Source organism: Collinsella sp. HCP28S3_E12, from assembly GCF_052065595.1.
Lineage (GTDB): Bacteria > Actinomycetota > Coriobacteriia > Coriobacteriales > Coriobacteriaceae > Collinsella.
This window is the reverse complement of sequence record NZ_JBQHTS010000018.1, coordinates 15,225-28,441: the sequence shown is the minus strand read 5'-3', so window position 1 is coordinate 28,441 and position 13,217 is coordinate 15,225. Positions and strand designations below refer to the sequence as shown.

Here is a 13,217-nt window from a genome sequence, read left to right as displayed (position 1 = left end):
TTGTTTCGCATTGAGCGCGCCGGGCAGAAGAAGGCCATAATGGAGTGTGCGCACAATTTGTTTTAGAGGAGGATGCCGCATGGCGAAAGACGAACAAACAGGCTGGATTGTTGAGATGCTCATGGCCAGTGTGTCGGTGGCGCCCGCGGCTCTTTTGGAAGAGGTTATGGCAGATGAGCGCTGCGTGGCTTTTGGCCCCATCCACCATTTTATTGTGGGCGCGGTGCTGCTTGCGTGCTGGCGCAACGCCGAAGCATCTGGAGAGCGAGATGCGATGCTCAAAGACGATCTTGCCGATTTGATGTCTCGGTCGGATTGCGTGCCGGGGGCGACGTGTGCCCGTTGGGGCGTGTGCGGGGCAGCTGCGTCTGCGGGCATGGCATATGCAATCGTGCGCGGCAATGCGCCGCTGCGCAGTGAAGGCTGGCAGGAGGGGCAGCTTATGGTTTCGGAGCTGCTTGCCGCCATCGCGCGCTCGGGAAGCCCACGGTGCTGCAAGCGAGATGCGCGCGTGGCGATTCGTGAGGCCGTTTCGTTTTTTAACGCGCTCGGCGGACCACAGCTTAAAGCATGGGAGAAGACGCCAGCCTGCGATAGCTATGCGGCCAATACAGTGTGCATGGGCGAAAAGTGTCCGTATCATCCGTCCTTTATCATCCAATAGGGAATCGGGTGCCCCAATAAGGGTTGGGCAGATGTGACAAAGTGACAGTTCCTTTGTCACATTATCGGCGGTATGCGCGGGATGGTGCGCCACGCGGCGTGCCGTCCCGTTCGTTTTTTGGTGCGGTTTGTTACATTCCTCACTGGCGCCGGTAAAAAATGGGGATAGAGTAGGACAAACGCGTCGAATACGAACGGCGGGGGAGAGCGGGCAAGGTGCCTGCGCAGGAGAGGTTGCCGTCCATGCTGGAGCTCAAAGGAATTTGCAAAAGGTACGTTACGCAGTCGTTTACGCAGGTGGCGCTCGACAGCGTGAGCCTGTCTTTTCGCGATAACGAGTTCGTGGCCATTCTGGGGCCCTCGGGTTCGGGTAAGACCACGATGCTCAACGTTATCGGCGGACTCGACCACTTTGACTCGGGTGACCTGCTGATCGACGGTATTTCGACCAAGGACTTTCACGATCGCGATTGGGATGCCTATCGCAACAACCGCATCGGCTTTGTGTTCCAAAGCTATAACCTCATTCCGCATCAGACCATTTTGGAAAACGTGGAGCTGGCGCTTGCGCTCACGGGCGTGGGGCACGCCGAGCGCCGCCAGCGTGCGCACAAGGCGCTCGAGGCCGTTGGTCTGGGCGAGCACGTGAACAAGCGCCCGAGTCAGCTTTCGGGTGGACAGATGCAGCGCGTGGCCATCGCCCGCGCCCTGATTAATGATCCCGAGATTGTGCTGGCAGACGAGCCGACTGGTGCCTTGGATTCCATAACGTCCGTGCAGGTCATGGACTTGCTCAAGGACGTCGCGCGCGACCGTCTGGTTATCATGGTCACGCATAATCCCGATCTGGCGTACGAGTACGCCACGCGCATCGTCAACCTGGCGGACGGCAAGATTACCGACGATTCTGATCCTTTCGATGTCGCTGACGCCACGCGCCGCGAGGCCAAGCCTACGCGCAAAACCTCGATGAGCTTTGTGACGGCGCTGGGGCTTTCTGCCCGAAACCTTATGACCAAGAAGGGCCGTACGGCCATGACGGCCTTTGCGGGCTCGATTGGCATTATTGGCATCGCGGCGATTTTGGCGCTGTCCAATGGCGTAAACGGCTACATCAAAAAGGTCGAGGAGGACACGCTTTCGAGCTACCCGCTTACCATTTCCAAGCAGGATTACGACCTGTCGTCGATGATGGGCGAACAGGGGGCCACGGATGACGATATGTCCAAGAACGAGGGTTCGTCCGACGACGGTGCCGACGGCAAGGCTCAGGGAACCGATAAGATCCCTGTGGTCACGGCCGTAAAGGATATGTTTGCAAGTGTTAAGTCCAACGACATGACGAGCTTTAAGGCATGGCTCGATGCCGGCGGCGACGGTATCGATAAAGAGGTCAACGCCATCCAGTACGGTTACGGCGTGACGCCGGTTGTCTATCGTGCCGGCAAGGGCGATGAGAAGCCTGTCCGGCTGGTGCCCAACGCTATGACCGAGGCCATGAGCGGTGGTGCGAGCTCGGCGGCAACGGTGAGCATGGACTCCATGGGGACCTCGGTCTTTAACGAGATGATCGACGACCAGAGTTTGCTCGACAGCCAGTACGATGTCGTCGCCGGCCATTGGCCTACGTCTGCTCACGAAGCCGTAATGGTGCTTTCGAGCCGTGGAACGGTGGGCGACTATACGCTTTACAGCATCGGTGCGCTGGATATCGATGAACTCAACGACCTGGTGAACAGTGCCATGGCCGCCGACGGTAAGATTGAGACGCCTGAGAGCGGCGCCGACTTTACTTACGACGATGCGCTGTCCACGACGTTTAAGGTGTTGTCGCCGGCCGATGCTTATCGCAAAAATGAAGAGACCGGCATGTGGACTGACATGTCCGGCGACGCCGACTTTATGACGGCCAAGGTTGCCGACGGTATTGACGTGCACATTGTGGGCGTGGTGCGACCTAACGAGACGGCCAATGCGAGCGCGTTGTCTCCGGGCATTGCCTATACGCATGCGTTGACTCGCCAGCTTATGGAGCGCGCCGCCAATTCGCAGATCGTGCAAGAGCAACTTGCCCACCCCGAGACGGATGTCTTTACGGGCAAAACTTTCGACGAACTGCAAGGCGAGGCCAAGCAAGGCGTGGATCTGGGCAGTATGTTCAGTGTGGACGAGGCGGCGCTCAAGAGCGCGTTCTCGTTCGATGCATCTGCCCTCTCGGGTGCTGCCGGTGGCATGGATCTTTCGGGCATCGATTTGTCGGGCCTGGATATTGACCTTTCGGGCGTTGGCAAAGACATCGACTTAAGCGACATCATGGCCAAAGCGCCGACCCCCGATTTCTCGGGCATCTTTGACGGTCTGGAGCTCACGCCCGAGCAAATGCAACAGGTGGGAACGCTTGCCAACCAACTATTTGAGGGCTTTTTGCAGTCTGATCAGTTTAGGGCGCTGTCACCCGAAGATCTCAAAGACGCGTCAAAGCTTGCTGCCGCATTCTCGGCGTATCTCGAGAACGATGTTGTGGCGCAGCAGTGCCTGGCGCAGCTCAAGGCGCTCGGCGGCGATGCCCTGGTCGAGCGCCTGCAACAGGCGATGACCGACTATGTCCAAAATCAGTTGGCTCCGTATCTGCAGCAGGCTATGGATCAGGTGATGAAGGCGATCGGCGAGCAGGTGGCAACGACCGTGTCGACCCAGCTTAAGGCCGGCGCGGCAGGGCTCATGGACCAGATGGTGACGCAGATGTCTTCGAGTTTTGCCAACCTGGCGAGCGCCATGCGCGTGGATGCGAGCGCCTTTGCTCGTGCCATCCACTTCAACATGGACGCCGAGGACCTGAGCTCGCTCATGATGAGCTATGCCAAGGCGTCGAAGCTCACCTACGACAACAATCTGACCACGTTGGGCTACGCGGATGAAGCGGATCCCATCTCGGTCAAGATTTTCCCGCGCGACTTTGAGGCCAAGGAGCGCGTACTCGACCATATCGATGCGTACAACAAGCAGGTCAAAGCCGCCGGCCACGACGAGCAGGCAATCTCGTACACCGACTACATGGGCATCATCATGGGCTCGGTGACTGATATCGTGAATACCATCAGCTTGGTGCTCATCGCGTTCGTGAGCATCAGCCTGGTCGTGAGCTCCATCATGATCGGCATCATCACCTACATCAGCGTGCTGGAGCGCAAAAAGGAGATTGGCATCCTGCGCGCGATCGGCGCGTCGAAGCGCAACGTGGCCAACGTATTCAATGCCGAGACCTTTATCGAGGGCCTCATCGCCGGTGTCTTTGCCATTGTCGTTGTGGTGCTCGTGAGTTTTCCGGTTAATGCCTGGGCGCTTGCTGCCAAACAGGTACCCAATCTGATGAGCTTGCCCGTGCAGGATGCGCTGGCGCTCATTGCAATTTCGGTGCTGCTGACGGTCGTTGCCGGCCTGCTGCCGGCCCGCAGTGCATCCAAGAAAGACCCCGTGGAAGCCCTGCGCTCCGAATAATGTGACAAAGGGACTGTCCCTTTGTCACATTGAGTGACATGCAAATCGAGGTCTAATACTTTTCCCGAGAAGTGAACGAGTCAAAATGGACCCCCGAAGCATCGACACTTATTGAAGGCGGTTTCCTGCGGTTTTGCCAGCCAAATCCTGCGGGTTTGGCGTCTAAAAATGTCGATGCTTCGGGGGTTCAAATACAGCCGTTCACTTCTCGGGAAAAGTATTAGACCTTGAGATATAGACGGCGTTTGCGAGCGTCAATTAGAGCGTAAGTTGCTAGTCCTCCTTTGCGGAGAGCATGAGGCTAATTTCCGGATGGGTGTACTTGTCGAACTCTTCTTTGGGCTCGGTGTCAAAGGTGTAGTACGACTTGATAGATTCGTCCTCCGTCTTGATGCTGATTTCTTTATATAGGGATCCGGCTAAAAATGCCTGTTTAAATTTATCCGACAGGCTGCATGGCGTGAGGAGGCCCGGTGTGGCAACGGAAATGTCCAACCCGTTGAGCGGGGCGCAGAGTGTCGCGATATCCTGCTCGCTGCAGGCGAGGTTGTTTGCAAGGCTTGCCTCGGGGTCGATCTGACTGGTGTAATCGACGTCCGTGAGCATGCCATCTGCATCGAAAGAAAGGTAGACATAGGCCGCTTGAGCGCCGAGGTCATTATCACGCAGATAGCCGATAATGCGGTAGCCGTAGTCGTGATACGACTCGTATGGGTCGTCTGCCGCGACGCGTTTGCACACGGGCTCCAAGGCATCTTGCGCGGCGAGCACGCCGGCGACCTCCGCGGAGCGGTCTTTGTTGGTTTGGGCTATCGCAAGCCTGCTCTGCAGCTCCTTCCACTGTTTGCCCTGCATTCCAAAGCGCGGCGCAAGAGCGCAATAGCAAAAGATGATGAGTTCGATTGCGGTGAGTGCAATGGCGGTATATATACCCGCGGGTTGGAATTCCTTTTGGTGGAACGCGATATCGTTGATCATTTGGAGCGGCAACATCAACAGGCATGCTACGAACGACATGACGAGTGCAGTCGCTGCGATCTTGGGGTATGTGCAGTACCGCTGGATGTGTTTCTTTTCTTGTTCGGTGAGCGGCTGCATGGGGCCTCGACTCTCATCGTTTTTCGGGGGCGATGCGCACACACTCTTGAGTATAGATGAGCGGAGGGTGTCTGTTGTTCAGACATGGCGGTCAACAGCGTGCTGTTGGTGATCGATTGATCGCGAACGTCCTCTTTTGGACAAGGAAAAAGTGGCGAGTGAGGGAGCTGCTGTGGGGCGGCCCTGCTTGCTGTTTGTGGGCGCCATTCACCTTCGTTGCACAGGGATGGTCGGAGGGCTGGTTGATGTCAAGCAACCGCCTCCGCCTTGTGGGCCGCCTCAAGGACAAGGCATAATGCATGTGACAAAGGGGCAGTCCCTTTGCCGCATTGATTTGAGAGTAGATGTTGATGATTCTATCGTTGGCCCCCATGGAGGGGATTACCGGGCATGTGTTCCGTCGCGTGCATGCGGAGTGCTTCGGTGCGCTCGACTGCTATTACACGCCGTTTTTGCCGCCGCCGCGGGTGGGCAACCGCTTTGGCGGCAAGGCGTTTAAGGAAATCGATCCGGCTAACAACCAAGGGCTTAACGTGGTGCCCCAGCTCATGTCCAAGAACGCGGATGAGTTTGTGTGGGCGGCGCGCGTGCTCGCCGACATGGGCTACCGCGAGGTTAATCTCAACCTTGGCTGCCCCTCGGGTACGGTTGTTGCCAAGGGTAAAGGATCGGGCTTCTTATGCAACCTCGATGAGCTCGAGGTGTTCTTGAGCGACGTGTGCGAGCGATCGCCCTTGCCGGTGTCGGTAAAAACCAGGCTGGGGCTGGAGAGCGACGACGAATACGAGCGCGTGCTCGACCTGTACTGTCGCATGCCGCTGGCAGAGTTGATCGTGCATCCGCGCGTACAGAAGGATCGCTATACGGGCTCGCCGCGCAAAGGGTTTTATGGCGAGACGTTGGAGCGGGCACCGTTTCCGGTGGCATACAACGGCGATATTTTTGATCTTGAGGACATGGAGGCGCTGGTGGAGGCCTATCCCGGTACACGCCATGTGATGCTGGGGCGTGGCTTGCTTGCGAACCCCGCGCTGGCTCGCATGGTCAAGGGCGGCCCTGCTGCCACGGCAGCCGAACTGCAGCGCTTCCACGACACGCTGTTTGCGGCATATGCAGAAGAGATTGGCGGCAACGCGGTCTTTCGCATGAAGGAGTGGTGGTTCTACGCTAAATGCGCCTTCGCCGATCCTGCTACCGTTCACAAACTCGTACGCAAGACTAAAAAGGTCGACGAATACCGTGCCGCCGTCGAGCGCGTCTTTCGCGAGCAGCCACTTGCGCCCATAGCCCGCTTCCACGGTTAGCTAGTCATTGGGGACGTTCTTTAACGGCTAGTCATTTAAGAACGTCCCCAATGAGTACTCGCACGCTAGAGCAGGTTCTCCTGTACCCATGCGATGATGTCGCTCGATTCGTAGAGTGGTTTGCCGTCGATGAACAGACAGGGAACCTGGCGTTTTCCGCCGACGGCGATGAGCGTCTGCTCGGCATCGGGGTCGGTCGAGATGTTGCGCTCAGGGATGGTCACACCGTTATCGGCAAGGAAACGCCTGACCTTCATGCAATACGGGCAGCCGGTCATAACGTACAGCGTGAGCTCATGTTTAGTAGCCATAGGTCTCCAATCGGTTGAGGTTTTGATTGAAATACCCAAAGCCGCCGCGGTCTATGCATGAGCTGACGACGACTCGATGGCCTGTACCAGAAACGCCGTGGCTCCGGTGCCGCAGGGCTTGTCGTAGTAGTCGATAAAGCGCTGGTCAGCAAGATAGCCGTGGGCGAGGCCCAGGTATGCTTCGTCTTGGGGCTTGTGCCCCCAGTTAAGGCCAATCCATCGACGGTGCATCGCGACAAGTTTGCGGGCCTCGCTTCCATCCGCATCGCCGTCGCCCATGGCAATCGAAAGCTGGTCCAGAATAGCGCGTTCAAGTTCCTTCATGTCGTTCCATGTCTCGGGGTCCATGTCCAGCAGTGCTTCGTTTGCTGCGTCGATCGCCTCGTCGCCATAGCGCGCCCGCGCCTCGGCGCCGTAGCGCTCCTCGTTTTCTTGCACGGAGCGCCAGCGCTCCAGTTGCGGCAGGACGGCGCCCATGAGCGAGACGGCTTCGTCGAGCGACATGCCGGTGTTTTGCGCCAGCCGCGGGGCACAATCCTCGATCATCGCCTCCATGGTGGTGTCGTAGGTGTACTTGCCGTGGTCGTAGCACCACTTGCAGTAATGGTCGGTCGTGGCGCCCGCAGCATCGGTGCCGCAGTCGTCGGGTGTGAGTATCATGCCGCAGCTCTGGCAATAGTGCTCGGGCATTTCGAGCAGGTGGGACAGCGGTTCTCCGGTTACGGCGGCAATGAGCTTCATCATGTCGATGCCCGGGGTGACTTCGCCGCGTTCCCAACGGCTGACGGCTTGGCGTGTGACGAAGAGCTTGGCGGCGAGCTGCTCTTGGGTAAGGTGATGGGCGCGGCGAATGGCAATGAGCTTTTCTGCAAAGGCCATAGCGACTCCTTTCTGCTGGTTGATGGCTTAAGCATACGCGGCGGCCGGCGCCCTTCCAAGCAACCGTTGGTTGCACGACGGGAGACCACGGCGAAGAATTGCGCGCTGCACCCCACACCTCCATGCCGTACAATGACCGGCATGGAACCTATCGCACACATACATACCGACCTGCCGCAGAAGTTCGGCATTCCGCGCAACAGCTTTTTGGCGCCCCACCTGCAGGGACGCATCGTCTTTGAGCCGGAATTTGCCTCCAACGCAGCAGTTGAGGGCCTGGACTCCTTCTCTCACCTATGGCTGCTGTGGCGCTTCGAAAACGGAACGCCCGGCGGCACGGCTAAGGATATAGCTGCCGATGCCAAGACGCAGGACAGGTCCGGCACCAACGTCAAGTGGTCGAAGACTGTGCGCCCGCCGCGTCTGGGCGGAGCCGAACGTGTGGGCGTGTTTGCCACGCGGAGTCCGTTTCGCCCCAATCCCATCGGTCTTACCTGCGTCAAGCTCAGACGCGTTGAGCGCACCGACGACGGCCCCATCATCCATGTACTGGGGGCCGACCTGCGTGACGGCACGCCCATCTACGACATTAAGCCCTACATCCCGTTTGCGGACTGCCACCCGGATGCGACCGGCGGCTGGATTGAGGGTGCTCCGTGGCAAGAGGTCGATGTTGAGTTCCCGCAAGCGCTTCAAGACATGGTCCCGCCCGCAAAGCTCCCCGGCCTGGTCGAGGTTCTTCGCCAAGATCCGCGCCGCGCGGGCAGCAAGCACGAGCCAAACCGCGTTTACCACTTGGCTTACGCCGGACTCGACATATCGTTTACGGTTGACGGGGCCAGGTTGACGGTAACCGCCATCAACGACGCGCGAGACTAGCCAGCCATTCGTCCGCACCCATCAAATTAAGCGCCAAACCCCATCCCAAAATCGCCTACGCTGGTGGACAATAACGCCTACCGAATCATTCCGCTCTGCACGGGGGCTCAGCATGAAATACGACTTCACTTCAATCATCGACCGCCACGGCATGGACTCCATCGCCGTTGACTCTTGGGGTGAGATCCCCGGTATGGCTCCGAACGCACCCGACGAGGGCTTCGACCGCATTCCCATGTGGGTGGCGGACATGAACTTCGCCACGGTGCCTACAGTCCAGGAGCACATCATTCAGCGCGTCCAGCACCCCATGTTTGGTTACTTCAATCCGCGTTCCGAGTACTTCGACCGCATCATCGAATGGCAGAGCCGCCGTAATGGCGTCGAGGGCCTGGCGCCTGAGCATATCGGCTACGAAAACGGCGTGCTGGGCGGTGTCGTGTCGACGCTGCGCGCGTATGTCCAGCCGGGCGATGCGGTGTTGGTCCACAGCCCCACCTACATCGGCTTCACCAAGTCCATCGAGGCCGCGGGCTATCGCATTGTCCACAGCCCGCTTCAGCTCGACGACCAGAGCGTGTGGCGCATGGACTTTGAGGACATGGAGCGCAAACTCGCCCAAAACCACATCCATGCCGCAGTGTTCTGCTCGCCGCACAATCCCTGCGGCCGCGTATGGGAGCGCGACGAGATCGAGCGCGCCATGGACATTTATCGCGAGCACGATTGCGTGGTGATCTCGGACGAGATTTGGTCCGATATCATTCTGCCGGGACACAAGCACATCCCGACGCAGTCGGTGAGCGAGGATGCCCGCATGCGCACGGTTGCCCTCTATGCGCCGAGCAAGACGTTTAACCTGGCGGGTCTGGTCGGCAGCTACCACATTGTCTACAACGAGACGCTGCGCGACCGCATGTGCGCTGTGTCTAACAAGACCCATTACAACGAGATGAATGTCCTTTCGATGCATGCGCTTATCGGTGCCTACCAACCGCAGGGCTACGAGTGGGTGGACGAACTCAACCAGGTGCTTGCCGACAATATCGAGTACTTCTGCGATTACGTGGACGAGCATTTTGAGGGCGTGTCCTATTCGCGTCCGCAGGGCACGTACATGGTGTTTCTGGACTGCACCGAGTGGTGCCGCGAGCATGGCCGTGATATTCAGTGGTTGCTCGACGAGGGGGCACGCGTGGGCGTGGGGTATCAGGATGGACGTCCGTTCCATGGCCCCTGCCACATTCGCGTGAATCTGGCGCTGCCGCTTTCGCGCGTAAGGGAAGCGTGCGACCGCCTAGACCGTTACGTTTTTGGGGTATAGGGGTCGCACGATTCGGGTACTGCAGCTTGCGCCCGTGTCGTCAATGTGCGTGGGCGCATAGGGCGCAGAGGGTTGCGAGCGCGTTTTCCACGTTTGCTACTTTTCTTGAATTTGCTTGCCGCAAAGGTGTTCAACCGTAATTTCATACAGCTGGACGCCCCTGATACTTTGCTTGATCTCCTCTTCGACCTCTTCGGCAGAAGGATAGTACTTGAGGGCAAACTGTCGGACTTTGTCTTCGACAAACGCCGGGTCATCGTTCACGAGGCGGCAACGGCCAAAAACCACAGTGCTCTGAACATAGGGTGCCCAGTCGTCGTCTTTGTACCAATCGTTGCCATAGACGGTAAAGCAGACTTTGTCGCTGCGTTTGAGTGCGTCGACCTTATGCCCCGCCTTGGCTCCATGAAAGTAAATTTTGTCGTGCTCGGGGTCAAAGTAGTAGTTAACGGGAATGGCGTAAGGATAGCCGTCGTCTCCGTTGACGGCAAAAATGCCGCGTTTGCAATTAACAAGCAGCTCTCGTGCCTCTTGATCGGTGATAGCACGCTTCTTTCTACGAAGAGGTCTAAACATCGTGGGTTTCCTTTCTTTCCGCGTGTTGCGTGCACGGCGGTGGGTGGTATGTCTATATCAAGATACTAGTTCAGGCTGCGAGGCCGACGGGAACATCCTATTTGTCGCAGATTGAAACGCACTTTTTGTTGTGGAAGGATTGTCCCTCACAACTCGTCGTCTAGGGGCATTCTCGATGGCTGGTTCCGTTTGCGGGAGAGGCGTGGGACAATACCGACCAAAAGCGATTGCTTGTCCTGAAAAAAAGGGGGTCTCGATGAAAAAGCTGAGGACGCTGGCCGATGTGTTGCGTCAAGCCGGTTTCGTGCGCATCACGGGCCTTTTTCTCGTCTTTTATCTTCTGTGTTCAATGGCTGTTTGGCTCTCTGAGCCAACAACTCTTACGTTTGGCGATGGCCTTTGGTTTAGCTTTGAGACCGTATCGACGATCGGCTTTGGCGACATTCCGGCCGAAACGCCGGTCGCCCGTGTCATCACGGTCGTCCTGAGCGTTATCAGCATTTTTTACATTGCCATGCTCACGGGCGTGGCGGTGAGCTACTGCAATATGCTCATCAAGATGCATCAAAAGGACACTATGGCGCGCTTTATGGATGATCTTGAGCATTTGGAAGAGCTCGATCGTGACGAGCTCGCCGATCTGTCGCGCCGCGTGCGCGAATATCGCCGGCGCCAGCGCTAAAACGGGCGCCGCGCGTCACCATGAGGGGGACTGAATTTGAATATCACCGTGTATCTGGGTGCCAGTATCGGCAATGACCCGGCGTTTCTGCCTGCGGTGCAGGAGCTGGGCAACTGGATTGGCGCCAACGGGCACGCGCTCGTGTACGGCGGATCCAAATCGGGCCTGATGGGCGCGCTCGCCGATAGCGTGCTTAATGCCGGCGGGCACGTGACGGGTGTGGAGCCGAGCTTTTTTATCGAGGCCGAGTTTCAGCATGACGGTATCGACGACCTCATCGTGACGAGCGATATGGCGGAGCGTAAGGCAAAGATGATCGAGCTCGGCGATGCGTTCGTTGCCTTTCCCGGTGGGACGGGCACGCTCGAGGAGATTGCCGAGGTTATGTCCGCGGTGTCGTTGGGGCACCTGAGTGCTCCGTGCATCCTGTATAACCTGGACGGTTACTACAACGACCTCAAGGCGCTGCTCGGACACATGATTGATAAGGGTTTATCAAGCCCACGGCGCCAGCAAGGCATTTACTTTGCCGAGGATCTGTACGAAATCGCATCAATTATCAACGGATAAGCCTTGAGCCTGTCCCGCTGTGGTCCCCGGTGGCTCCGTTTGCAGCGCAGACGGTTGGCTTGTCTGGGCCACACTCGCTCTACAATAAAACGTATCTATGTCGACTTTGACCGCGGGAGGACCCGATGGATAAGCTCGCTAAACCTACAAACCGCGCGCTGTTTTTAGTTAGCGTTGCCGTGACCGGTGCGTTCGCAGGTGCCGCGGTCTGGCTGTTCTTCTTTGTGATGGAGCACGGCATCGACTATCTATGGACCGAGATTCCGCACGCACTGGGCGTCGCTTCGCCCGAGCTCGCCAGCGGCCCGTTTGGCTTTCTGCCGTACCCGTTTTCTGTCTGCCTGCTGGGCGGCCTGTTAATCGGTCTGTACGAAAAGATGACAGACACCAAGACCGATAACCTCAATCAGGTGATGGCTAAGGTCAAGCAAGATGGGCGCTACCCGTACGACAATCTGGGCAAGCTTTCGCTTGCGGCATTGCTGCCGCTGCTGTTTGGCGGAAGTATTGGACCGGAGGCCGGCCTGACCGGCGTTATCGCGGGCCTGTGCAGCTGGGTCGGCGACCGCATGCGTCGCTTTGGCGCCGAGTTTAGGGAGCTCACGCTGCTAGGTACCCAGGCTGCCCTGACGGCGCTCTTTACCGCGCCTGTCTTTGGCTTTGTGGCGCCGCTCGCCGGTAGCGCCGACGGCCAGGGCGAAGATGCCGACGATGAGTCCGCGTCCGACGAGATCACCATCAAGCTGCCCAAGGCGCAAAAGACCGTGGTCTATGGCATTGCGATTGCCGGCGGTCTGGGCACTTACCTGTTGCTTGGCCAGCTCGTGGGCGGCGGCATGGGCATGCCCAGGTTCGAGTCCGCCGAGGTGGGCAACCTGGAGCTTGCCTGGCTCATTCCGCTGGCGTTGCTCGGCACCGTTTGCGGTTGGCTGTACTTTGTCTCCGAGCATGCAAGCGAGGCGCTGTCCCATGCAATAGGGGAGCGTCCTGTCGTCAAGGCCATGCTGGCCGGTCTGGCGCTCGCCATCTGTGGCACGCTCCTGCCCTACACCATGTTTGCCGGCGAGACGCAAGCCGACGTGCTCATGGAAACCTATCTGACCATTCCCGCCGGCGTGCTTATCGCGACCGGTCTTGTCAAGGCTATGCTGACCCCCGCCCTCATCAATATGGGCTGGCGTGGCGGTCACTTCTTCCCGGTTATCTTCTCGGGCGTAAGCCTGGGCTATGGCCTTGCCATTCTCACCGGCGCCGATCCGGTCTTTTGCGTCGCCGTCTGCACGGCATCGACGATGGGCGCCGTCATGCGCCAACCCGTTATGGTCGTGGGCCTGCTGCTCATGTGCTTCCCGCTCAAGGGCATCGTCTGCATGATCATCGCCGCAGCCATCGCCGCCGGCATTCCGCTGCCCAAGCCGCTGCGCAAGTAGCAT

General features: G+C 58.4%; 12 protein-coding genes. 8 read left to right on the top strand and 4 right to left on the bottom strand.

What is annotated here, in order from left to right; genetic code table 11:
* The first annotated feature begins 79 nt into the window (after window positions 1-79).
* Both ACTNBY_RS07640 and ACTNBY_RS07635 read left to right on the top strand, forming a co-directional pair.
* Window positions 80-664, top strand: coding sequence for a DUF5714 domain-containing protein (locus tag ACTNBY_RS07640; protein ID WP_427794975.1), 585 nt, complete (start codon window positions 80-82; stop codon window positions 662-664).
* Between the two features lie 242 nt (window positions 665-906).
* The gene (locus ACTNBY_RS07635) at window positions 907-4,161 is read left to right on the top strand and encodes an ABC transporter ATP-binding protein/permease (protein ID WP_441064023.1); all 3,255 of its coding nucleotides are present in this window, start codon (window positions 907-909) and stop codon (window positions 4,159-4,161) included.
* Window positions 4,162-4,434: 273 nt separating this feature from the next.
* On the opposite strand, the gene ACTNBY_RS07630 is transcribed toward ACTNBY_RS07635, so the two are convergent.
* Window positions 4,435-5,259: a hypothetical protein gene (locus tag ACTNBY_RS07630; RefSeq protein ID WP_441064021.1), complete on the bottom strand. Its 825-nt coding sequence runs from the start codon at window positions 5,257-5,259 to the stop codon at window positions 4,435-4,437.
* Between the two features lie 350 nt (window positions 5,260-5,609).
* Between ACTNBY_RS07630 and ACTNBY_RS07625 the strand changes: the two genes are divergently transcribed.
* A complete protein-coding gene (locus tag ACTNBY_RS07625) occupies window positions 5,610-6,563 on the top strand; it encodes a tRNA dihydrouridine synthase (RefSeq protein ID WP_441064019.1) in 954 nt (317 codons plus the stop codon).
* A gap of 65 nt (window positions 6,564-6,628) precedes the next feature.
* On the opposite strand, the gene ACTNBY_RS07620 is transcribed toward ACTNBY_RS07625, so the two are convergent.
* Both ACTNBY_RS07620 and ACTNBY_RS07615 read right to left on the bottom strand, forming a co-directional pair.
* Window positions 6,629-6,874, bottom strand: a complete 246-nt coding sequence (locus ACTNBY_RS07620) for a glutaredoxin family protein (protein ID WP_427794969.1) — start codon at window positions 6,872-6,874, stop codon at window positions 6,629-6,631.
* Window positions 6,875-6,925: 51 nt separating this feature from the next.
* The gene (locus tag ACTNBY_RS07615) at window positions 6,926-7,753 is read right to left on the bottom strand and encodes a TipAS antibiotic-recognition domain-containing protein (protein ID WP_441064017.1); all 828 of its coding nucleotides are present in this window, start codon (window positions 7,751-7,753) and stop codon (window positions 6,926-6,928) included.
* Between the two features lie 141 nt (window positions 7,754-7,894).
* On the opposite strand from ACTNBY_RS07615, the gene tsaA reads away from it, so the two are divergent.
* Window positions 7,895-8,632 carry a tRNA (N6-threonylcarbamoyladenosine(37)-N6)-methyltransferase TrmO gene (tsaA, locus tag ACTNBY_RS07610; RefSeq protein ID WP_441064015.1) on the top strand — a complete coding sequence of 246 codons (738 nt, stop codon included), beginning with the start codon at window positions 7,895-7,897 and terminating at the stop codon, window positions 8,630-8,632.
* A 112-nt stretch (window positions 8,633-8,744) separates the two neighbouring features.
* The gene (locus ACTNBY_RS07605; RefSeq protein ID WP_441064013.1) at window positions 8,745-9,956 is read left to right on the top strand and encodes a MalY/PatB family protein; all 1,212 of its coding nucleotides are present in this window, start codon (window positions 8,745-8,747) and stop codon (window positions 9,954-9,956) included.
* Between the two features lie 96 nt (window positions 9,957-10,052).
* Here ACTNBY_RS07605 and ACTNBY_RS07600 read toward each other — a convergent pair whose 3' ends face one another.
* Entirely contained in the window at window positions 10,053-10,532 is a 480-nt protein-coding gene (locus ACTNBY_RS07600) for a pyridoxamine 5'-phosphate oxidase family protein (protein ID WP_154516961.1), read from the bottom strand.
* 256 nt (window positions 10,533-10,788) lie between these two features.
* Between ACTNBY_RS07600 and ACTNBY_RS07595 the strand changes: the two genes are divergently transcribed.
* The 3 genes from ACTNBY_RS07595 to ACTNBY_RS07585 all read left to right on the top strand — a co-directional run bounded on the left by ACTNBY_RS07595 (window position 10,789) and on the right by ACTNBY_RS07585 (window position 13,214).
* Complete coding sequence (locus ACTNBY_RS07595; RefSeq protein ID WP_154516963.1) at window positions 10,789-11,214, top strand: potassium channel family protein; 426 nt, start codon at window positions 10,789-10,791, stop codon at window positions 11,212-11,214.
* Between the two features lie 36 nt (window positions 11,215-11,250).
* Complete coding sequence (locus ACTNBY_RS07590; RefSeq protein ID WP_441064011.1) at window positions 11,251-11,784, top strand: TIGR00730 family Rossman fold protein; 534 nt, start codon at window positions 11,251-11,253, stop codon at window positions 11,782-11,784.
* A gap of 125 nt (window positions 11,785-11,909) precedes the next feature.
* Window positions 11,910-13,214 carry a chloride channel protein gene (locus tag ACTNBY_RS07585; protein ID WP_441064009.1) on the top strand — a complete coding sequence of 435 codons (1,305 nt, stop codon included), beginning with the start codon at window positions 11,910-11,912 and terminating at the stop codon, window positions 13,212-13,214.
* Window positions 13,215-13,217 lie beyond the last annotated feature (3 nt).